Origin of the sequence: Microbacterium sp. K27, assembly GCF_004794435.1 — a bacterium.
Classification (GTDB): domain Bacteria; phylum Actinomycetota; class Actinomycetes; order Actinomycetales; family Microbacteriaceae; genus Microbacterium; species Microbacterium maritypicum_A.
On record NZ_SSDK01000040.1, the window covers coordinates 204,700 to 226,842 of the forward strand.

Here is a 22,143-nt window from a genome sequence, read left to right on the forward strand (position 1 = left end):
TCGATGGATCCGCGCGGCGCGCAGGAGGGTCCGGCAGCAGCCTCCTGCCGAGAGAGGGGCCCCCGTCAACGGGGTTCCACCAGACCCTCCCCCGTCGCCGCACGTGCGCGTAGCGTCGGGTCCAGGCCGCCGATCCGTCCGCGGCCGCGACGAAAGGACCACTCATGCACACGCGCACTCTCGGACAGGGCCTTCAGGTCTCGGCGGTCGGACTCGGCTGCATGGGCATGTCACAGAGCTACGGCCCCAATCCGGGTACCCGCGACGACATGATCGCGGTGCTGCGCTCGGCGGTCGATCACGGCGTCGACTTCTTCGACACCGCCGAGGTGTACGGACCGTATGTGAACGAGGAGCTCGTGGGCGAGGCACTCGAGCCCATCCGCGACCGGGTCGTGCTCGCGACGAAGTTCGGGTGGGATATCCAGGACGGCAAGAGCGTCGGCCTGAACAGTCGACCCGAGCAGATCCGCCGGGTGGCCGAGGCATCGCTGCGGAGTCTGCGCTCCGACGTGATCGACCTCTTCTACCAGCACCGTGTCGATCCCGATGTGCCGATCGAGGACGTCGCCGGCACGGTCGGCGAGCTGATCGCCGAGGGGAAGGTGCGCCACTTCGGGCTCTCCGAGGCGTCGGCCGAGACGATCCGCCGCGCGCACGCCGTACATCCCGTCACCGCGCTGCAGAGCGAATACTCCCTGTGGACCCGCGACCCCGAGGCTGAGATCCTGCCGGTGCTCGCCGAACTCGGCATCGGATTCGTGCCGTTCAGCCCGCTCGGCAAAGGTTTCCTGACCGGCACCGTCGACACCGCGTCCGACTTCGCGGCCGGCGACATCCGCGCCACGATTCCGCGCTTCACGGCAGAGAACCGGGCCGCGAACCAGGCGCTCGTGGCGCATGTCGCGCAGTTGGCCGCCGCCAAGGACGCCACGGCCGGCCAGATCGCGCTGGCCTGGCTGCTCGCCCAGCAGCCGTGGATCGTGCCGATCCCCGGCACCCGGCGCACCACCCGCATCGCGGAGAACGCCGCGAGCACGGCCGTCGCACTCTCGGCCGACGAGGTCGCCGACCTCACTGCCCTCGCGACACGCATCGGCGTGAGCGGTGACCGCTACAACCCGCAGCAGATGGCGTTCGTCGATCGTTGAGCCTCCCGCGGCATCGGTATCGTGAGGCGGGTGACCGCCGCCCGCAGCTACCCCGCGACCATCGCGGCTGCCGTCGAGCATGAGACCGTGATCCGTAAGTCACGCTTCCTCACGCGGATCGAGCCCGTCACCTCGGTCGAGCAGGCAGAGGGCGTGATCGCCGGCATCCGCAAGAAGGCGTGGGATGCCAACCACAACTGCACGGCGATGGTGACGGGTCTGCTCGGCGATCAGGCGCGGTCGTCGGATGACGGCGAGCCCTCCGGCACCGCGGGCATCCCGATGCTCGAGGTGCTGCGCCGGCGCGAACTGACCGACGTGGTCGCGGTCGTGACGCGGTACTTCGGCGGGGTGAAGCTCGGAGCGGGTGGCCTGGTGCGTGCCTACTCGTCAGCGGTGTCGGAAGCACTCGACCTAGCGGCGCTCGTGCGGCGGGCGGCGTTGCGCCAGGTGACGCTCGAGGTGCCGCACGCCGACGCCGGCCGCTACGACAACCTGCTGCGCGAATGGGCGGCGCATCACGGCGCGACGCTCGGCGAGCCGACCTACGCGGCGACAGCCACGCTCGAGCTGTGGGCACCGGAGCCGGAGCTCGCGCACCTCGCGGACGACCTCGCCGCCGCATCGGGCGGCGGGATCGCACCCGTCCTCGGCGTGGAGCGCATCGTCGACGTGCCCGCCTGACGCCCCCGGCATCGGGAGAACCACAACGGCCGCCGGATATCCTGGATGCCGCGGTCGCGGAGGGAGAGCGATGTTCGACAGTCCGCTCTCGGCTTCGGCCTACGAGATCCTCGACGTCGACCCCACGGTCGACGACGTCGAGTTGCGCCGCGCCTATCGCCTCCGCCTCCGGCAGACGCACCCCGATACCGGTGGAGATGCGGCGATGTTCATCCAGGTGCAGCGCGCGTGGGAGCTGGTCGGCACCGTCGAGAGCCGCGCCGCCTACGACCGCCGCTCCGGTGTGGCAGGAGCGACGGCCGCCGAGCCCGGGACCGAGTGGAGCGGATGGCGCCCGCCCGCCGCCCGCACCGACACCCGTCCCCGCGCCCGGTCCTACGGGCACCCCGGCGGCTGGCGCCGTGAACGCTACCTCGTGCTCATCCGCGAATGGGCCGGCCGCGGCGTCGAGGTCCCCGATCCGTATGACCCCGCGCTCGTGCGCTCGGCTCCGCGTGACCTGCGGCGGATGCTCGCCGACGCGCTGGCGGAGGAGGCCACGGCCCGCACGGTCTCCGACCTCGGCATGGGCTTCACGGTGTGGCACGACGTCGCGGTGGGAGCGGATGCCGACGACAAACTCGACCATGTGGTGCTCGGCCCGTCCGGACTGTACGGCGTGATGTCGGAAGACTTCGGGGGTGTCGTGGGCTTCCGCCGCGGCGAGATCACCGGCCCGAGTCTGGGCACCCGCGCGCCGGTCACCGCTGCTCTGCGTCGGATGCGCACCGTCGCGAAGGCCGCGCGCGTGCGCTTCGGCGGGGCGATCATCGTGCTGCCCGACGACGACCTCGCCCAAGCCGTCACGCCGCTCGGCACGAGCCGCGGAGTTCCGGTCGTCGTGGTGCGACGCAGCGCTCTCGCGATGGTGCTGCGTCAGGGTGTGCCGCAGGCGCGGGCGATCGGGGGCAACGAGCTCTTCGACGTGCGCACCCGCCTGCAGCAGACCGTCCGCTTCGTCTGAGCCCGCGCTCGCCGAGCGTCGTCGCACCGCGGTCGTACCGTTGACTTCCGAAATCAAACCGGTTTACACTCATCAAACCGGTTCACCGATGAGCGCATCGGAGCGTCCGGAATCCACGAGGAGGTGGCATGAGCCGCACGACCATCGCCGATGTCGCTCGCGAAGCAGGCGTCACGAAGGCCACGGTCTCGCACGCCCTGAGCGGCAACCGCCCGATCTCCGACGAGACGAAGGCGAAGGTCCTCGCAGCGGCCGAGAAGCTGAACTGGGCGCCGAGCCAGAGCGCACGGGCACTCGCCACCCGTCGAGCCAACGCGGTCGCCGTGGTGCTGGCCCGCGACCCCCAGGTCATCGCGAACGACTCCTTCTTCCCGGCCTTCATCGCCGGCGTCGAGTCGGTGCTCGCCGAGACCGAGACGGCACTCCTGCTCCAGGTCGTCCCCGACCGCGACGCCGAGGAACGGGCCTACCGCACGCTCACCCACGGCCGCGCCGACGGCGCCCTCCTGCTCGACCTGCGCACCGACGACTGGCGTGTGCCCTTCCTAGACGACCTCGGACTGCCCACCGTGCTGGTGGGCGCCTATGACCAGCCGACCGGGTTCTCTTGTGTGCGAACCGACGACACCGCCCCCGTCCGCGAGATCATCGCGCACCTCCGGGCCGCCGGGCACGAGCGCATCGCCCACATCTCCGGGCCGCTCGAATACGTGCACTCGAAAGCGCGTGCAGACGCCTATGTCGCGGCGATCGGCGACGACGAGCTGCTCCGCGAGGGCGACTTCACCGCCGCGAGCGGGCGCACCCGCACCGCCGAGCTCCTCGCCCTGCCCGACCGCCCGACTGCGATCCTCTACTCGAACGACACCATGGCCATCGCCGGGCTCTCCTACGCCCGTTCCCAGGGCCTCTCGATCCCGCAGGACCTCGCGATCTCGGGCTTCGACGACGACCACCTCTCCGCCCACCTGTCTCCGGCGCTGACCAGCGTCTCATCCGACCCCGCGGCCCGAGGCCGCGCCGCCGCCCGCCTCCTGCGGGCAGACATCCTTGGGGCGCAGCCGCGCACCGAGATCGTCGACTGCAACGTCGTGCACTTCCGGGAGAGCACCAGCTAGTAGACATCCGTATCACCGCAGCATCACCACCGCAGCATCACCACCCGCAGCGTCACCACCCGCAGTGTCAAGGAGGACACCATGAAGAAGCTCCGCGCAATCGCCTTGATCGGCGCCACCGCTCTCATCGCCACCGGATGCTCGGCCGGAGGAGGCGGCGGCGAAAGCTCAGCCGACGGCACCGGCCCCATCAGCATCTGGCTCTCCAACAACGAACAGGAACTCGCCTGGGGCACCGCCGTGGTCAAGGCCTGGAACGACGAGCACCCCGACGAGAAGGTCAAGGCGCAGGAGATCCCCGCCGGCTCCTCTTCGGAAGAGGCGATCACCGCCGCGATCACCGCGGGCACGGCTCCCTGCCTGGTCTACAACGTGGCCCCGGCCGCGGTCTCGGGCTGGGTCAAGCAGGGCGGACTCGTCGACCTCAGCAAGATCGACGGCGGCAGCGACTACATCACCGAGCGCGGTGGAGAGGTCGACGCCTACGCGAGCGACGGCAGCTTCTACCAGCTCCCGTGGAAGTCGAACCCCGTGATGGTCATGTACAACAAGGCGCTCTTCCAGGCCGCAGGGATCGACCCAGAAGACCCGCAGATGAACACGTACGACGCGTTCCTCGAGGGGTCGCGCGCGATCGTCGCCTCCGGCGTGCAGAGTGCGATCTGGCCGGCGCCGACGAGCGAGTTCTACCAGCCGTGGTTCGACTTCTATCCGCTGTACCTGGCCGAGACCGACGGCACGATGCTCGTCGAAGACGGCAAGTCCACGTTCGACTCGGATGCCGGGCGCACCGTCTCGGAGTTCTGGAAGACCTTCTACGACGAGAAGCTGTCGCCGAACGAGGCGTCGACCGACGACGCGATGTCGGCAGGTACCACTGCCATGCAGCTCGCCGGCCCCTGGGCGATCCCCTCCTACGCCGACACCGTCGACGTAGGCTTCATGCCGGTGCCCACCAGCGACGGCCGAGAGACTCCGACGACCTTCGCCGACTCGAAGAGCGTGTCGATGTTCACGGCCTGCAAGAACCAGGGCACCGCGTGGGAGTTCCTGAAGTTCTCCACCAGCGAGGACAGCGACGGCCAGCTGCTCGAGGCCACGGGGCAGATGCCGATGCGCACCGGACTCACCGACACCTACGGCGACTACTTCGCTGCGAACCCGAACTACGTGGCCTTCGCCGAGCAGGCTGAGAAGACCGCCGACGTGCCCAGCATCCCCAACTCCGTCGAGGCGTGGCAGGCGTTCCGCGACGAGTACTCCTCCGCCGTGATCTTCGACAAGGAGTCGATCGACGACTTCCTCGGGAACGCGGCGAAGAAGATCGACGCGCTCGTCGCCGAGTGACACCGTGACCGATGAGATGCGGCCCCGCACCCGCTGGCTGGGTGCGCAACCGATCGGCGGGCTGTTCGCGCTCCCGTACTTCGTGTTCGTGATCGCGATCTTCGCGTATCCCCTTGCGTTCGCGGTCTACATCGCCTTCCACGACTACTTCTTCACGGCTCCGGGCACCGAGGTCGATCGCCCGTTCGTGGGCTTCGACAACTTCGTCACGGTGCTCACCGACCCGCGGGTGCTCGGGTCCTTCCGCAACACCCTGATCTTCCTGGTCATCAACGTGCCCCTCACGGCCGTGCTCTCCCTCGTGCTCGCGGCGGCCCTGAACACCGGCATCCGGTGGGTCGCGGCGTACCGGGTCGCGTTCTATGTGCCGTATCTGACCGCGAGCGTCTCGCTCGTGGGCGTGTGGATGCTGCTGTTCTCGGGCAACGGGCTGATCAACACGATCCTCGGCCCGCTCGCCCCCGATCCGTCGTGGCTCGTGAACAGCGGACTCGCGATGCCGATGATCGCGTTCTACGTGACCTGGAAGCAGCTCGGGTTCTACATCCTGCTGTATCTGGCCGCGCTGCAGAACGTGCCGAAGGAGCTGTACGAGTCGGCCGAGACCGACGGTGCCGGAGTGCTCTCGCGCTTCCGACACGTCACGATCCCCGGCGTGCGAAGCGCCACGACCCTCGTGCTGATCCTGTCGATCATCACCGGCGCGAACCTCTTCACCGAGCCGTACCTGCTCACCAACGGCGGCGGCCCTGACGGCGCCTCGACCACCCCGGTCCTGCTGATCTACCAACTGGGCATCCAGCAGCAGAACCCCGACACCGCAGCGGCCATCGGCATGATCCTCGTGATCCTCGTCGGCATGCTCTCGCTGGCGGCCAACCGCGCGACCAGGGAGCGATGATGCGAAAGAAGCGTTCACTGCCCCGCATCCTGAGCATCATCCTGCTCACGATCGCGGCCATCGGATTCGCCTTCCCCTTCTACTTCATGATCGTGGGGGCGTTCCAGGAGAGTCCGACGAACTCCCCGAGCGAACTGTTCCCGACGAGCGGGTGGACTGTCGACAACTTCGTCGCGATCGACTCGCGCATCGACCTGGTCGGCTCGCTGCTGAACTCGCTGATCTTCACGGCGGGCGTGCTGCTGGGAACCGTCGTGTTCGGGCTGCTCGCCGGCTACGCGATCGCCCGCCTCGACTTCCGCGGCCGAGGCGTGATCTGGGTGCTGATGCTGCTCGTGCAGATGGTGCCGTTCCAGCTGCTGATGATCCCCCTCTACGTGCAGATCACCCGCAACTACGGCCTCGGCGACTCGTACATGGGCATGATCCTGCCGTTCCTGATCAACACCACGGCAGTGTTCATCTTCGTACAGTTCTTCAAGGCGCTGCCGGTGGAGATCTTCGAAGCGGCGCGGATCGACGGTGCGGGCGAGATCCGCCTGCTGACATCCGTCGCGATCCCGCTCATCCGCCCCGTGCTGGTGACGGTCGTGCTGGTCACCTTCATCGGCCCCTGGAACGAATTCCTCTGGCCCTTCCTCATCACGAAGGATGCGAGTCTGCAGCCTCTGGCCGTCTCACTCGCGAACTACATCTCCAACGTGGCGCAGTCCACGGCCAACCCGAACGGCGCGATCCTCGCCGGCGCCACGGCGCTCGCGTTCCCCGTCGTCATCCTGTTCGTCGTCTTCCAGCGCTTCTTCAAGGCCACCGACCTCGGCGCGGCCGTCAAAGGCTAGCCCCCATCCCCCAGTCAGAAAGGGCCCCCATGTTCTCCGGAGCCTCCTTCCCCCTCGGTCCGTTCACGCCCTTTGAAGGCAACCCCATCCTGCGTCCGCGCGGCGACAGCTGGGAGTCGGCCAACCTCTACAACCCGGCGGCCATCGTCGACGGCGATGAGGTCGTGCTGCTCTACCGGGCGCACGCCGACGACATCATCTCCCACATCGGCATCGCCCGCTCCCGGGACGGGGTGACCTTCACCCGCGAGGACGCGCCGATCCTCTCCCCCTCCGAGGACTACGAGACCTACGGATGCGAAGACCCGCGCATCGCGCTGATCGACGGCACCTACTACCTCACCTATACGGGCTGGGACCGCCGCAGCGCGCAGCTGTGCCTGGCGACCTCGACCGACCTGCGCACCTGGACCAAGCACGGTCCGCTGTTCGACGACTTCGACACGTTCAAGACCATGGACCCGCGCGGGTTCAACTGGTCGAAGGCCGGGGTCATCGTTCCGCAGCGGATGCACGGGAAATGGTGGATGTACTTCGGCGAGGGCGCGATCTACTGGGCGACCAGCGACGACCTCATCCACTGGAGGCCGGGCACGCCCGACACCGAGCCGATGTACTCTCCGACCCCCGGCACCTGGGACGAGGCGCTCGTCGAGATCGGCGCCTCCCCTGTGGTCACCGACAACGGATTGCTCCTGTTCCTCACGAACGGCGCCACCCGCACCGTGCACGACGACGGCACCGTCGACGTCGACTACCGCTGCGGGCAGATCGCGATCGACCCGGACGAGCCGACGAAGGTCATCGCCCGCCTGCAGGAGCCGTGGCTGCGCCCGCAGACCTTCGAGGACATGCACGGACTCGTCTCTAACGTGACCTTCGTGGAGGGGCTCGTGAAGTTCCACGGGAAGTGGTTCGCGTACTACGGGCAGTCCGACACGACGCTGGCGGTCGCGATCCACGATCCGGCCGAGCCGTGGGGTCGCGCACTGCGCGACGGCGGAGAGGCGTGATGACGTGGACGCCTCCCGACGCACGTTCCTGACGTTCACGGCAGCAGCCTCCGCGCTCGCCCTCCTCCCCGTCGACGCCGCCATGGGCACGACGAACACTGCGACCGGCACGGCGACGCCGCCGCCGCTCGAGACCGCGCGCCGGCCACGGCTGACGAACCTCGCCCACCTGCGATTCCTCCTCGCCGATGTTCCCGTCGTCGCGAGCGCGACCCACACGACGTTCGGGATCGAGACGAAACCAGCGGTCCGTGCGCCCTGGACCTACGCCGACACCGACGGTTCCGGCGGCTATCGACCCGTGGGCGGCGGCACCCGCGATGCGCTGACCGGATACTGGTCGCAGGGCGCGTACAACGCCGACGACATCGCCCGCGCCGCCGTCGTGTTCGTCCGCGAGTGGAAGGCCACGGGCGACGCGCAGAGCCGCGACGAGGCCAGAGACGTGCTTCGTTCGCTCGCCTTCCTGCAGACGACTTCCGGGCCGAATGCCGGACGCGTGGTGCTGTGGCAGCAGGAGGACGGCACCCTGACCCCCAGCGCCGTCCCTGTCGAGCTGCCCGACCCCTCGGACTCGGCGGAGTCGTACTGGCTCGCCCGCTCGGTCTGGGCCTTCGGCGAGGGCTATGCGGCCTTCCGTCGCGATGACCCGGAGTTCGCGGCGTTCCTCCTCGCAAGGCTGCACCTGTGCCTCGATGCGCTGGGTCTCGAGTCGCTCTCCCGCGCCGGCCAGTGGGTGAGAAGCGATGGGCAGAGGCTCCCCGCCTGGCTGATCGCCGGAGGAGCGGATGCGACGGCCGAGGCCATGCTCGGTCTCGCTGCCGCCACCGAGGCCGGGGACTCCCGCAGCAGGACAGCTCTGCAGTCGTACGGCGAGGGCGTGGCCGCGATGTCGACCGACCCCGCGCGGGGCTGGCCGTTCGGCGCCGTGCTGCCGTGGACGGGTTCGCTCGGGTTCTGGCACGCATGGGGTGCGGCGGCGCCGGAGGCACTGGCCAGAGCCGGAGCGCTGCTACGGCGTCGGGACTGGTCGGCCGCGGCGCTCTCGGACGCCGGACGCTTCACGCCGCAGGTGCTGGCTTCGGGCGGGCCCCACAACGCGTGGGCGCCGCTTCCCGCCGAGGCGCAGATCGCGTACGGCGCGCACGGCCGCGTGGCCGGCGCACTCCAGGCATCCACGGTCGGAGGGGAAGGCCTCCGCGTACTCGCCGGACTCGCCGCAGGATGGTTCTTCGGCGCGAACACGGCCGGCATCCCGGTGTACGACGCAACGACCGGGGTCACGTTCGATGGGGTCGAGACTGACGGACGGGTGAACCGCAACTCGGGCGCAGAGTCGACGATCCATGGCCTGTTGACGATGCAGCTGCTCGACGCGAACCGCGACGTGGCCGACCTGGCAACCTCGATCACCGGCCTCACGGCGAACACCGGTCTGCGCGTCATCGAGGCCGAGACCGCGCGACTCTCCCCCGGATGTGTGGTCGAGCGACCGGACGGCGGGGCATGGACGGGCGAGGGGAATCTGTCCGGCGGCGCATACGTGCGCATCCCCCGCGGTGAGTGGGTCGAGTTCGACGTCACCGAGTCCGGCGGCATCCTGCACGGTGTCGTGTGGCGACAGGCGGCAGATGCGGGCGAGGCCGAGTGGGAGGTCCTCCGCGGACGCCGCCGACTGTGGAAGACCCGCACCGCGGCCGGTTCGACCGGAGACCGCGGCCTCACCGAGGCCGACGGGATGCTCGTGCCTGAGCTCCTCGGTGGCGATCTGCCGGAGGCGGCGGTGACGGTGCGCTGCACGAGTCGCGGCGATGTGCGCCTCGATGCCCTGCTGATCCAGCCGCGGATCGCGAGCGCGGTGTATTCGACGCGCTCGGGCTCTGCCGTGCTCTACGCCAACGGCACGCGCCAGGATCAGCGGGTCCCACCGCTCGCGCCGGGCACCGGGCGCGCCTACGACGCAGACGGCTCGCCGCGCGGCGACGCGGCGCAGAGCGGGAAGGTGCGGGTGCGGGGTACCGGCTTCACCGTGACGCGCAGCTGACGCGCACGCTCGGCCGATCTACGCCGACCATGACAGTGCCCCGACGAGCATAAGAGCTCGTCGGGGCACTGTCGGTTGCGCTACTCCTGCGGCTGTCGACGACGGCGGATGGCGGGGAGGAGCATCCCTCCAGCGAAGAGCATCAGTCCCCCCAGCAGCAGACCGGCCGAAAGCACTCCACCGGTCACCGCCAGTGTGGGCGGCGGCGGCGGGAACACTCGCGTGGTCGTCTCAGACGGAGGCGGAACGATCGTCCCTCCCCCGGGCGGGACGCCTGTGGCGGTGGCCACGTTCCGCACCTGACCCCTCTCGACGTCGGCGGCGGTGACGGTGTGCGGCGGCACCGTGCAGGTCATCTGCACCCCGGAGCCCAGACTCGTCGACGGACACGTGACCGGCCCCGCGGTGGGGTCGGTCACGACGATGTCGTCGATGGTCTGTGCACCGGTATTGGTCACGAGGATCGTCCACTCGATGCGGTCACCGGGATCGATGACGCCGTTGCCGTTCACATCGACCGGATTCGCGCGCTTCTCGAGGGTCAGCGCGTTGGGCCCGTCGAAGGGGACCTCGACCGTCGACGGCGGCGAGACCGGAGGCTGCCCCGAGGGCGGAGTTCCGGTCGCGACGGCCGTGTTCGCGAGCAGGCCCGAGTCCACGTCGGCCTGCGTCGTCTGGTACTGCGCGGTGCAGGTGATGATCTGGCCCGGCAACATGCTCGCTGCACCCACAGGGCATTCGATGGCGGACAGCGATCCCGACCCGGAGAAGGCGGTCTCATCGACCGTCACGTCTTCGAGCGTGACGTTTCCGGTGTTCGTGACCACGAAGGAGTATGCGATGGTCTGCCCCACCGCCGTCATGGTCGCCGGCGTGGCCGACTTCACGATGCTGATGCCCGGGGCGGGATCGATGGGAACCTCGGTCTCCGAGGGCGGCGAGACCGGCGGGACGAGCGTCCCCGGGGGCGTTCCGGTCGCGGTGGCGCTGTTCGTCACCCGGCCCGCGTTCACATCGGCTTGGGTCAGCACATACGTGGCGGTGCAGACGATCTGCACGCTCGGGGCGAGCGACGCCGCGCCGGCCGGGCACACGACGGGCGACAGTGTGCCGGTCCCGGAGAAGCTCTCCTCATTCACCGTCACGTTCGCGAGGGTGACGTTTCCGGTGTTCGTGACCACGAAGGAATAGGTGATCTCCTGGCCCACCTGGTAGGCGTCCGGCGTGTTCGGGCTCGCCGATTTCACGACCGTGATCCCGGGCACCGGGTCCGGCGGGACGACGACGGTCGACGGGGGCGACACCGGAGGCTCTCCGGTCGGCGGCGTGCCCGTACCGGTCGCGGTGTTCGTGACGCCTCCGGCATCGATGTCGGCCTGGGTCACGACGTACGAGGCCGTGCAGGTGACGGTCGCGCCCGCGGCGAGCGATGCCGCGCCCGCGGGGCACGTGACCACGGGGGGTGTCCCCGTTCCGGTGAATGCCGTCTCCGTCACCGTCACACCCGTGAGTGTGACGTTTCCGGTGTTCGTCACCAGGAACGAGTAGTTGATCGTCTCGCCCGCTGCCGTGATCCGCGTGCGGTCGGCGGTCTTTGACACGGTCAGCGCCGGTGCCGAGACGACGGGGATCTCGACGGTCGACGGCGCAGACACCGGCGGAGTGCCCGAGGGCGGGGTTCCCGTCGCTGTGGCGGTGTTGTCGAGGGAATCGGAGATGTAGTCCGCAGCGGTCGTCGTGTACGACGCGGTGCACGTGATCTGTGCACCCGGGATCATCGACCCGGCACCCGCGGGGCACGTGATCGCCGGAGAGGTACCGGTTCCGGAGAACGCCGTCTCATCGACCGCGACGTTCGTGAGGGTCACGTTGCCGGTGTTGGTGACCACGAAGGAGTAGCCGACCGCCTGACCCGCTGCCGTGATCTCGGAGGTGTCGGCGCTCTTCACGAGGGTGATCGCGGATGTCGCCGTCGACGGCACGTTGACGGTGGAGGGCGGGGAGACGGGAGGCACGAGGATGCCCGGCGGGACACCCGTCGCGGTGGCCGTGTTGGTGAGGGTCCCGCTGTCGATGTCGGCCTGGGTGAGGGTGTAGCTCGCGGTGCAGGTCGCCTGCGCCCCGGGAGCCAGCGGTGTCGTCGGACACACCGGGGTGGTCATGCTCCCCGAGCCGGTGAAGGCGGTCTCGTCGACGCTGATGTCGGCGAGGGGCACGTCACCGGTGTTGGTGACCACGAAGGAGTAGTCGATGACCTGTCCGACCGTGAAGTCATCGGGCCCCGACGGCGATGCGGACTTGAACAGCGAGATCCCCGGGTTCGCCGCGGCGATGGTGAGGGCATAGTCCTCCACCTCGCCCACCCCTCCCGCGCCCGTGGGCATGGAGGTGGTCAGGGCGGTGCCGCTGGAGATCCGGAACCGCGCGAAGGTCGGTCCCGCGACGGTCTGTGCGATGATGCCCGGCCAGGTGAGCGTGACCGAGGATCCGTCGGGCGTTCCCGCCGGGACCACCGCGGATGCCCCCTCGTTCGCGTCGAAGACGCCGTCGCGGTTGAAGTCGACCCAGCCGACCAGCGTCGCCGGCTGACCCGGCACCTTGTTCGACGCCAGCACCGACACCGAGTAGCTGCTGGTGATCCCTGCGGTGATCGGCCCGAACGTCGCGACGCCGTTCTCGTCGTCGATGAACTGGTTCGGCGCGGTGCCGCCGACCTGATCGTCTCCGGTCGCGTTCGCGCTGTACTGCATCGCCGCCTCGGTGTCGGCTGACCACCCGAGGTAGGTGGCGGCATTCAGCTCGTGGGACACGACCCCGTAGCCGGCCGGGGCATCGCCGTAGTCGTCGGGGATGGTGGCGCAGGAGGGCGTGAAGCCGTCGATGCCCTCGCCGCCTCCCTGCGCACGGTAGCCGCGCACGAGGATGTCGCTGGTCCCGGTGGTGGCCGCAGGCCCGCAACGTGGCGTCGGGGTGTCCAAGCCGCCGGTCGTGTTGAAGTTCTCACCGATGGTGAGGACGGTGGGCGTGGCGGCGAGATCGATCCGCAGCTCGCCCGCCGCGCTGAAGGTCATCGGCCGGCAGGTGATCTGCACCGATGAGGGCCAGCGGTTCGTGCCGTCGCCGACGAAGGTGGTCCCGGTGATGCGGTGCACGAAGGTGTTGGCGGGGCACACGCCGGTCTGCACGTTGCCACGGCTCTCGTTGTAGACGGGACCGGTGATCCACGCGGGGTTCACGGTTCCCGTGACGGTCCCGGCGTTGCTCACGGTGATCGTGGAGCACTGGATGCTGAAACGCACGAGGATCGAGTTGGCGTTGGACGGAGAGTCGGCCGTGCGGTTCTCCGTCTGCACGCCGGTGAGCACCGAGTTCGACGGACACTCCGTCGGCGCGACGAGGTCTTTGTCGGATCCGACCGTGGCCGCTTCCGTGGAGGGTCCGAGATACAGCTGGGCGGCATCGCCCGGAGCCGCCGTGGCGGGCGACGCGGGCACGATCAGCGCGGTGAGCACGAGCGTCAGCAGTGCGGCGACGGCCCAGGGCTTGCGACGGTCACGGCTCGTACGACCATGATGAGTGGCTGGATTCCGCATGGGGTCGCCCTCCGTTTTCTCAGCGTCACCAGAAGCTGAGACTTTGCTCACAGTAACCGACGAATCCCCTGGGTCCAACCCCTTTTTTTATGCTGCGACCTCGGTGAAATCACCTCGACCCCACCTCGATCCCTCCGCGGCATGCCGGAATACTTTCTTTTGAGTTATTCAAATGAAGAGGTATGCTTGATGGATGGAGACAGAACTCGACTCGGCGCTTCGCGTTGCCGGGTTGCGCGCGACCGCGGGCCGCGTCGCCGTTCTCGAGGCTCTCGACTCCATGGCCCATTCAGACGCGGAGCGGCTCTACCGTGCCGTGTCTGAGGTGCTGCCGACCACGTCGATCCAGTCGGTGCACAACATCCTCGCGGACCTGACGACGGCGGGCCTCATCCGCCGGATCGAACCGGCAGGCTCCGCGGCGCTCTACGAGCGGCGCATCAACGACAACCACCACCACGTCGTCTGCACCTCCTGCGGTGCCATCGGCGATGTGGACTGCGTCGTCGGCGAAGCGCCGTGTCTCACCCCGTCCTCGACGGGGGGATTCACCGTCCAGACAGCCGAAGTCACCTTCTGGGGCCTCTGCCCCAGTTGCCAGAACGCCGCGCAATAGCAGTCCGCCGATCACCCGTCCCCGGATGGGGGTAATCGTTGCGCCTGCGCGGAGAAGGAGAACACCATGACGAAACCTGCCACCACCACGCAGGCCGGAGCCCCGATCGCGAGCGACACGCATTCGCTCACGGTCGGCGCCGACGGCCCCACCGTCCTGCACGATCACTACCTGGTCGAGAAGATCGCGGCCTTCAACCGCGAGCGGGTGCCGGAGCGCAACCCGCACGCGAAGGGCGGCGGCGCGTTCGGCGAGTTCGTCGTCACCGAAGACGTGTCGGCCTACACGCGCGCGGCCGTCTTCCAGCCGGGTGCGGCCAGCGAGACCCTCATCCGCTTCTCCTCCGTCGCCGGGGAGCAGGGCTCGCCCGACACCTGGCGTGACGTGCGCGGGTTCTCGCTCCGCATGTACTCCGACGAGGGCAACCTCGACATCGTCGGCAACAACACCCCGACGTTCTTCCTTCGCGACGCGATCAAGTTCCCGGACTTCATCCACTCGCAGAAGCGCCTCGGCGACTCGGGTCTGCGCGATCCCGACATGCAGTGGGACTTCTGGACGCTGTCGCCGGAGAGCGCCCACCAGGTCACGTATCTGATGGGAGACCGCGGCCTGCCCCTCAGCTGGCGGCACATGAACGGCTACGGCTCGCACACCTACTCGTGGGTCAACGCCGCAGGCGAGGTCTTCTGGGTGAAGTACCACTTCATCTCGCAGCAGGGCGTCGAGGCGATGAGCAACGAAGAGGCCGAGCAGCTCGCCGGGTCGGACGCCGACCACTACCGGCGCGACCTCTTCCGGTCGATCGCCGACGGTGAGTTCCCGAAGTGGGACCTGTACGTGCAGATCATGCCCTACGACGAGGCCAAGGCGTACCGGTTCAACCCGTTCGACCTCACCAAGACCATCTCGAAGAAGGACTACCCGCGCATCAAGGTCGGCACGCTGACCCTGAACCGCAACCCGGAGAACTTCTTCGCACAGATCGAGCAGGCCGCCTTCTCGCCGGGGAACCAGGTGCCGGGCACCGGCATCTCCCCGGACAAGATGCTGATGGGGCGCATCTTCGCCTACCCGGACGCGCAGCGCCACCGCATCGGCCCGAACTACAACCAGCTGCCGGTGAACCAGCCGCACGCGAGCGAGGCGCGCAACTACCAGCACGAGGGCTCGATGCGCTACCAGTTCAACGACGCCGCGCACCGCACCTACCAGCCGAACTCCTATGGAGCGGCAGGAGGCCCGGAGGCCGACCCGTCGAAGGGCATCGAGGTGAACTGGGAGGCCGACGGCGAGATCCAGCGCTCCGCCGCGACCCTGCACCCCGAGGACGACGACTTCGGGCAGCCCGGCACGCTCTACCGCGAGGTGTTCGACGCCGAGCAGCGGGCACGTTTCCTGGAGACGCTCACCGGCCAGGGGCGTTCGATCACCGTCGACGCCATCCGCGAGCGCTTCTTCCAGTACTGGACGAACGTCGACGCCGCACTCGGCGCCGCGCTGCGCGACCGCGTCTGATCCTCGCGATCACCGGAACGGAAACGGCCTCCCCGAGACTTCGGTCTCCGGGAGGCCGTTTCGTCGTCCCCGGCACTGCCGGGCGCGTCAGGCGCCGACCGGCTCCGGTTCGGGGACGATCGCCTCGAACGCCACCTCGCCCGCCGGGGTCATCCACGCCCGCAGCATCGCGCGGATGGCGCCGGCCATGTCGATCGACCGGTCGAACAGCCACTGGGTCTGCAGACCGTCCATGGTCGCGGTCAGGCGCAAAGCCGCGTCGTGCGGATCGATGTCGGGTCGCAGCTGACCGGACGCGATGGCGAGCGCGATCGCCTGTCCGGTGCTCGAACGGATCCTCTCGTAACGGCGCCGGAAGTACTCGTGCGCCGGGTGATCGGCAGCCGACGCCTCGGACGACAACCGCACGAAAAGCTCGATCAGACCCGGCACGAGACGGTTGTGGTCGGCGAGGTCGACCATTCCGCGCAGCACGCCCATACCGCCGTAGCCGCGGGCGTAGGGACGGAAGCGGTCGCGATCCTCGATGTCACGGGCTTCGAGCACGGCTTCGAGCAGGGCTTCCTTGTCGGCGAAGTGGTGCAGCAGTCCCGCGCGTGAGATGCCGCACACCGCGGCGATCTCGAGGATCGTCGCCGAGAGGAAGCCGCGTTCGGCGAAGTGGTCCGAGGCCACGCGGATGATCTCCTCGCGGCGCGCTCGGCCGTTCGCGTATCCGCGCCCTCGCAGCGTCGTCGCATCAGCCATGGGGGAAACCGTAGCACCGCTCTTGACAAAACCGACACAAGTGTAGATATTTAACCGAACCACCCGCCGCACCCGCACCGCCCGCCGTACCCGAAAGACCCGCCGTACCCGAACGAAGGAGTTCCCGTGAGCGCGATCGCGCACCCGTACCAGGACCGCACCCTGACCGTGGATCAGCGTGTCGAGGACCTGCTCACCCGAATGACGCTCGAGGACAAGGCGGGACAGATGTTCCAGCCGATGGCGACCCTCGGCGACGACCTCGACGCCCCCGGCCTGTTCGGCTCTCCGTCGATGCGCACCATCATCGACCGTGGCATCACGCACGTGAACATCCTGCAGGCCCCGTCGGCGCGGGAGATCGCCGCATGGCACAACGCCCTGCAGGAGGAGGCCCGGCGACGCGGCCTCGGCATCCCGTTCTCTCTGTCGAGCGATCCGCGCCATTCGTTCTCGAACAACCCGGCCGCCGCGCTCATCGCCGGCCCCTTCTCGCAGTGGCCGGAGTTCCTCGGTTTCGGCGCCATCGACGACCCCGAGCTCACCCGCCGCTTCGCCGAGGTCGTGCGTCGCGAGTACCTGGCCGTCGGCATCCGCACCGCCCTGCACCCGCAGATCGACCTCGCCACCGAGCCGCGCTGGGCGCGGGCTTCCGGCACGTTCGGCCAGAGCGCGGAGGTGACCGGGCGTCTCGGCGTCGCCTACACGCTCGGGTTGCAGGGCGACGAGCTCGGAGCCGAATCGGTCTCGGCCATGGCCAAGCACTTCCCCGGGGGCGGCCCCCAGCTCGACGGCGAGGATCCGCACTTCTCATACGGCCGCGAGCAGGTGTACCCGGGCGGACGATTCGACCTGCACCTGCAACCGTTCCGCGACCTGCTGGCCGCCGGCGTCTCGCAGATCATGCCCTACTACGGCATGCCGATCGGCACCGAGTACGAAGAGGTCGGCTTCGGCTTCAACAAGCAGATCATCCAAGGCCTGCTGCGTGACGAGCTGGGCTTCGACGGGATCGTGTGCACCGACTGGGGCATCCTGTCCCGCACCTTCTGGGGTGTGGAGTCGCTCACCTACGACGAGCGGATGATGAAGTCGCTCGATGCCGGTGTGGACCAGTTCGGCGGTGAGTTCAACCCGAAGGCTCTGATCGGGCTCGTGCGGGCGGGCTCGGTGCCCGAGTCCCGGCTCGACATCTCGGTGCGCCGGCTGCTGCGTGAGAAGTTCCGTCTCGGGCTGTTCGACGACGCACGGTTCGTCGATGTCGAAGCTGCGGATGCGATCGTCGGTCGGGAAGACGCCCGCGCCGCCGGACTCGAGGCCCAGGCACGTTCACTCACGTTGCTCACGAACGGCGGCGGGGCGGCGCATCTGCCGCTGCAGGGGCGCCCGACCGTCTACGTCGAAGGCCTCGACCCCGTCGAGCTCGCCGGCTGGGCCGATGTGGTCACCGACCCCGACCGCGCCGACGTCGCGATCGTGCGCACCGACGCCCCGTGGGAGCCGCGCGGCAACGGGGCCGACATCGAATCGTTCTTCCGCGCCGGATCCCTCGAGTTCCACGACGACGAACTCGCGCACCTGCGCGATCTGGCCGCCCGCGTGCCGCTCGTGCTCGACGTCTACCTCGATCGTCCGGCGATCCTCGCCCCGCTTCTCGACGTCGCCTCGACGATCATCGCGAACTACGGCGCCTCCGACACCGCGCTCGTCAATGTGCTGTTCGGCGCGGTGGAGCCCCAGGGGTCGCTGCCCTTCGAGGTGCCGTCGTCGATGGAAGCCGTGGCGGTGAGCCGCCCCGACGTGCCGTCGGACACGGTCGACCCGTCGTTCGCGTTCGGCCACGGCCTCCGGTACCTCGACTGGTCGCCTGCCGCACGGCCCGACCCCGCGTCCACGACGATCGAGATGGCGGATGTCGCCGCACCCGGCGGACGCTTCGACCTCACCAGCGCGACCGTCGCCCAGGTGCTCGCCGACGCCGAGGCGCTCGCGATCATCACCGAGCTCGTCCCGGAACTGCCGGGCAACCCCATGCTCGCCGCGGCGCAGAACATGCCGCTCGACACCGTCCTCGGCTTCGCCGGCGCCACCCTGCCGGCCGAGACGATCGACACGCTGCGCTCCCGCCTGGTGGCGCTCCCCGCCTGACCCCCGTTCTGCCCGACCCGAGAGGACCACGACGACGATGTCTGGAACGCCCGCAACCCCCGAGAGCACCGTCCCCGAGAGCACCGTCCCGATCACGGAGACGACGTTCATCCGCACCGCCGCCGGCAACGACGACCCGCCCCCGCCCCTCAAGGGGATCCGGCGCCTGCTCGGCTGGATCATCCCCGCCAACCTCGGCATCTTCCTGATCTGGGGCGCGGTCCCCGGCATCCTCCTCCCCCAGCAGGTCACGGTCGCGCTCGGCGAGGAGAACAAGGTCGCCAACCTCGCGATCATCGCGACGATCGGTGCGTTCGCGGCGATGATCGCGCAGCCGATCGCCGGGCAGATCTCCGACCGGACGCGTTCCCGCTTCGGTCGGCGTGCACCGTGGATGATCGTCGGCGTCCTCGCCGGAGGGCTGGCCCTGGTCGGCCTCGCCTTCGCGGACTCCCTGGTCGGCATCGCCATCGCGTGGACTCTGGTGCAGATCGCGTACAACTTCGCCCAGGGCCCGCTCTCCGCCGTGATGCCCGACCGCGTGCCCCTCAAGCGCCGGGGAACCTTCGCCGCCCTCTCCGGCATCGGCCTCATGGTCGGCTCGCTCGGCGGTCAGATCGTCGGCTCCCTGTTCTTCAACAGCATCGCCGCGGGCTACGTGGTCTTCGCGGTCTTCGCCCTCGTCGTCATCACACTGTTCGTCGTGTTCAACCCGGACTACTCGAGCGAACGGATCACGCCCGAGCCGTTCGACCTCAGCGCGTTCCTGCGCACCTTCTGGGTCAGCCCGATCAAGCACCCCGACTTCTTCTGGGCGTTCCTCGGCCGCCTGCTGCTGTTCACGGGCTACTTCTCCGTGACCGGATATCAGCTCTACATCATGACCGACTATCTGCACATCGAGAAGCCCGAGACGGTCATCCCGCTGGTCGGGCTCCTCAGCCTCGCCGGCATCCTGATCTCCACGATCATCTCCGGTCCGCTCTCCGACAGGGTCGGGCGACGCAAGCCGTTCGTGTTCGCCTCGTCGGTGGTCACCGGTCTTGCGCTGCTGCTGCCGTGGATCTCGCCGACGATCGAGGCGTGGATGATCATGTCGTTCATCGCCGGGCTCGGGTTCGGCATGTTCCAGGCCGTCGACACCGCACTGATGAGCGAGGTGCTCCCCTCGGCGCAGTCGTTCGCGAAAGACCTCGGGGTCGTGAACATCGCGGCCACCCTGCCCCAGACGCTGGCCCCCGGAGTCTCGGGTCTGATCGTGATCGCATTCGGCTTCGCCGGGCTCTTCCCCGTGGGCATAGTCCTGTCGGTGCTCGGCGCGTTCGCGGTGTGGCCGATCAGGTCGACGCGCTGATCCCGCACCTGACGCCGCCGTCCAGGAACAGGGCCAAGATGGAGAGGTGGCCGTCCCTCTCTCCGACCTGACCAGCATGCCCGAACCCCAGCAGGTGTACGCCGCCGACGGCACACGACTGGCGACCTACACCTGGGGCGAGTTCGACGCCCCCGTCGTGGTGATCGTGCACGGCTTCGCGTCGAGCGCGCGCGACAACTGGGTGCTCACCGGATGGGTACGCGAGCTGACGCGCGCGGGTTATCGCGTGCTGGCACTGGATCAGCGCGGCCACGGCCTCAGCGAGAAGCCGCATGACCCGGACGGTTACCGGATCCGCACACTCGTGACCGATGTCGAGACCGTGATGGACACGTACCTCGTCGACGACGCCCTCTACGTCGGCTACTCGCTCGGCGCACGCGTGGGCTGGGAGGTCGTTCGCGAGCTTCCGCACCGCATCGGGCGTGCAGTGCTGGGAGGGGTGCCGGACGGCATCCCCCTGGCGCGACTCGATCTCGAACAGGTCCGGAAGTACATCGCCGACGGCACCCCGGTGGCCGATCGGACCACGCAGAACTACATCGCGCTGACCGAACGGGTGCCGGGAAACGATCTGCAGGCACTCGTCGCGCTCGCGGAGGGCATGCGGGCGTCGGGCATGATCGACCCCGATCCCTCGGATGCGCCGACGCGGCCGATCCTCTTCGCCACCGGCTCGAAGGACGCGATCATCGAGGGTTCGCGGGCGCTGGCCGCAGCCGCCCCCGACGGACGGTTCTTCGAGATCCCGAACCGGAACCACTTCAACGCCCCGGGCTCGCGCGACTTCAAGGACGCGGCCGTGGCGTTCCTCGGCGAGGCGTAGCCCGCTCACGGGGAATGGCCCGGTCGGATGCGACCGGGCCATTCTCGGGTTCCGCGTCAGACGGTGGCGGCGGCCTCGTCGCGCTTCGGCAGCACCCAACCCGCACGCGGGAAGTGGCACGTGTAGCCGTTCGGGTACTTGATCAGGTAGTCCTGGTGCTCTTCCTCGGCCTGCCAGAACGGCCCTGCCGGCTCGATCGTGGTGACGGCCTTCGCCGGCCACAGGCCCGAAGCGTCGACATCGGCGATGGTGTCGCGCGCGATCGCCTCCTGCTCGGGGGTGAGCGGGAAGATCGCCGAGCGGTAGCTCGAACCGATGTCGTTGCCCTGACGGTTCAGCGTCGACGGGTCGTGGATCTGGAAGAAGAACGCCAGGATGTCGCGGTAGGTCGTCTTCGTCGGGTCGAACACGATCTCCACGGCCTCGGCATGGCCGGGGTGGTTGCGGTAGGTCGCGTGCTCGTTCGAGCCGCCGGTGTAGCCGACCCGGGTGTCGAGCACACCGGGCTGGCGGCGGATCAGGTCGTCCATCCCCCAGAAACAGCCGCCGGCGAGAACGGCCGTCTCGGTCCCGGGCGTGCGGGTGATGGTTCCGGTGTCGGTCATGACTGCTCCTCGGTGGTGTCGGAAGGTGCGGGGGTGTCGGTGGTGGGGCGTGCGAAGAGGGCGCTGTAGCGACCGTACCCCTCTTCCTCCAGGCTTTCGGCCGGGATGAAGCGGAGAGCCGCCGAGTTCATGCAGTAGCGCAGGCCGCCCTCGGCGCGCGGGCCGTCGTCGAACACGTGACCGAGGTGGCTGTCGGCGACGGCCGAGCGCGCCTCGGTGCGCTTCATCCACAGCGAGCGGTCGGTGCGCGTGGTCACGGCATCCGCGTCGATGGGCTTCGTGAAGCTCGGCCATCCGGTGCCGCTGTCGAACTTGTCGGTCGACGAGAACAGAGGCTCGCCCGAGACGACGTCGACGTAGATGCCGTCGTCGTGGTTGTCCCAGTACGCGTTGCGGAAGGGCGGCTCGGTCGCGTCCTGCTGGGTCACCTGATACTGCAGAGGGGTGAGGCCGCTGACGGCCTCGGGGGTCGTGCCGTAGTCGTTCGACATGATCTGACTCCTTGTCCGACGTCGCTGGCTGCGCCGTCATAGAGGAGAACCGACGAGCGGCCCGTTTTGGTCCCGCGGCCCTGAGAACGGGCTGTGAGTTTCTGCGGGCCGCTCGTCGGCGGGA

General features: G+C 68.9%; 18 protein-coding genes. 14 read left to right on the plus strand and 4 right to left on the minus strand.

From position 1 onward, the window contains the following. The first annotated feature begins 164 nt into the window (after positions 1–164). From DW307_RS10750 to DW307_RS10790, 9 genes are all read left to right on the plus strand, one after another. Positions 165–1,151, plus strand: a complete 987-nt coding sequence (locus DW307_RS10750; RefSeq protein WP_136024706.1) for an aldo/keto reductase — start codon at positions 165–167, stop codon at positions 1,149–1,151. 30 nt (positions 1,152–1,181) lie between these two features. Beyond that, entirely contained in the window at positions 1,182–1,835 is a 654-nt protein-coding gene (locus DW307_RS10755) for an IMPACT family protein (RefSeq protein WP_136024707.1), read from the plus strand. Between the two features lie 70 nt (positions 1,836–1,905). Further along, entirely contained in the window at positions 1,906–2,838 is a 933-nt protein-coding gene (locus tag DW307_RS10760) for a DnaJ domain-containing protein (protein WP_136024708.1), read from the plus strand. Positions 2,839–2,966: 128 nt separating this feature from the next. Beyond that, positions 2,967–3,956 carry a LacI family DNA-binding transcriptional regulator gene (locus DW307_RS10765; RefSeq protein WP_136024709.1) on the plus strand — a complete coding sequence of 330 codons (990 nt, stop codon included), beginning with the start codon at positions 2,967–2,969 and terminating at the stop codon, positions 3,954–3,956. Positions 3,957–4,037: 81 nt separating this feature from the next. Next, positions 4,038–5,303: an extracellular solute-binding protein gene (locus DW307_RS10770; RefSeq protein ID WP_105526080.1), complete on the plus strand. Its 1,266-nt coding sequence runs from the start codon at positions 4,038–4,040 to the stop codon at positions 5,301–5,303. 16 nt (positions 5,304–5,319) lie between these two features. Further along, entirely contained in the window at positions 5,320–6,204 is an 885-nt protein-coding gene (locus tag DW307_RS10775) for a carbohydrate ABC transporter permease (RefSeq protein ID WP_029260676.1), read from the plus strand. Continuing rightward, the gene (locus tag DW307_RS10780) at positions 6,201–7,043 is read left to right on the plus strand and encodes a carbohydrate ABC transporter permease (RefSeq protein WP_081859796.1); all 843 of its coding nucleotides are present in this window, start codon (positions 6,201–6,203) and stop codon (positions 7,041–7,043) included. The genes DW307_RS10775 and DW307_RS10780 overlap by 4 nt, the downstream gene beginning before the upstream one ends. 29 nt (positions 7,044–7,072) lie before the next feature. Continuing rightward, positions 7,073–8,056 (plus strand): glycoside hydrolase family 130 protein, encoded by a 984-nt coding sequence (locus tag DW307_RS10785; RefSeq protein ID WP_029260678.1) that lies wholly within the window; start codon positions 7,073–7,075, stop codon positions 8,054–8,056. Positions 8,057–8,060: 4 nt separating this feature from the next. Next, positions 8,061–10,100: a hypothetical protein gene (locus DW307_RS10790; protein ID WP_051671232.1), complete on the plus strand. Its 2,040-nt coding sequence runs from the start codon at positions 8,061–8,063 to the stop codon at positions 10,098–10,100. An 80-nt stretch (positions 10,101–10,180) separates the two neighbouring features. Here the strand turns inward: DW307_RS10790 and DW307_RS10795 are convergent, their stop codons facing one another. Continuing rightward, on the minus strand, positions 10,181–13,693 hold the full coding sequence (locus DW307_RS10795) for a DUF7507 domain-containing protein (protein WP_136024710.1): 3,513 nt from the start codon (positions 13,691–13,693) through the stop codon (positions 10,181–10,183). Positions 13,694–13,886: 193 nt separating this feature from the next. Between DW307_RS10795 and DW307_RS10800 the strand changes: the two genes are divergently transcribed. Together DW307_RS10800 and DW307_RS10805 are read left to right on the plus strand one after the other, a co-directional pair. Next, positions 13,887–14,309, plus strand: a complete 423-nt coding sequence (locus tag DW307_RS10800) for a Fur family transcriptional regulator (RefSeq protein ID WP_029260681.1) — start codon at positions 13,887–13,889, stop codon at positions 14,307–14,309. 66 nt (positions 14,310–14,375) lie between these two features. Next, entirely contained in the window at positions 14,376–15,827 is a 1,452-nt protein-coding gene (locus DW307_RS10805; RefSeq protein ID WP_029260682.1) for a catalase, read from the plus strand. Between the two features lie 87 nt (positions 15,828–15,914). On the opposite strand, the gene DW307_RS10810 is transcribed toward DW307_RS10805, so the two are convergent. Then, positions 15,915–16,574, minus strand: a complete 660-nt coding sequence (locus DW307_RS10810) for a TetR/AcrR family transcriptional regulator (protein ID WP_051668199.1) — start codon at positions 16,572–16,574, stop codon at positions 15,915–15,917. Between the two features lie 126 nt (positions 16,575–16,700). Here DW307_RS10810 and DW307_RS10815 point away from each other — a divergent pair, with 126 nt between their 5' ends. Genes DW307_RS10815 through DW307_RS10825 form a run of 3 tightly spaced genes read left to right on the plus strand, consistent with a single transcriptional unit; the run spans position 16,701 to position 20,923 of the window. Then, positions 16,701–18,722 carry a glycoside hydrolase family 3 N-terminal domain-containing protein gene (locus DW307_RS10815; protein WP_240750611.1) on the plus strand — a complete coding sequence of 674 codons (2,022 nt, stop codon included), beginning with the start codon at positions 16,701–16,703 and terminating at the stop codon, positions 18,720–18,722. A gap of 37 nt (positions 18,723–18,759) precedes the next feature. Beyond that, the gene (locus DW307_RS10820; protein ID WP_029267926.1) at positions 18,760–20,076 is read left to right on the plus strand and encodes an MFS transporter; all 1,317 of its coding nucleotides are present in this window, start codon (positions 18,760–18,762) and stop codon (positions 20,074–20,076) included. 46 nt (positions 20,077–20,122) lie between these two features. After that, a complete protein-coding gene (locus DW307_RS10825) occupies positions 20,123–20,923 on the plus strand; it encodes an alpha/beta fold hydrolase (protein ID WP_136024711.1) in 801 nt (266 codons plus the stop codon). A gap of 56 nt (positions 20,924–20,979) precedes the next feature. On the opposite strand, the gene msrA is transcribed toward DW307_RS10825, so the two are convergent. Both msrA and msrB read right to left on the minus strand, forming a co-directional pair. Next, positions 20,980–21,528: a peptide-methionine (S)-S-oxide reductase MsrA gene (gene msrA, locus DW307_RS10830; RefSeq protein ID WP_136024712.1), complete on the minus strand. Its 549-nt coding sequence runs from the start codon at positions 21,526–21,528 to the stop codon at positions 20,980–20,982. Then, positions 21,525–22,019, minus strand: a complete 495-nt coding sequence (msrB, locus tag DW307_RS10835) for a peptide-methionine (R)-S-oxide reductase MsrB (protein ID WP_029260688.1) — start codon at positions 22,017–22,019, stop codon at positions 21,525–21,527. Before msrB ends, msrA begins: the two co-directional genes overlap by 4 nt. Between the last annotated feature and the right edge of the window lie 124 nt (positions 22,020–22,143).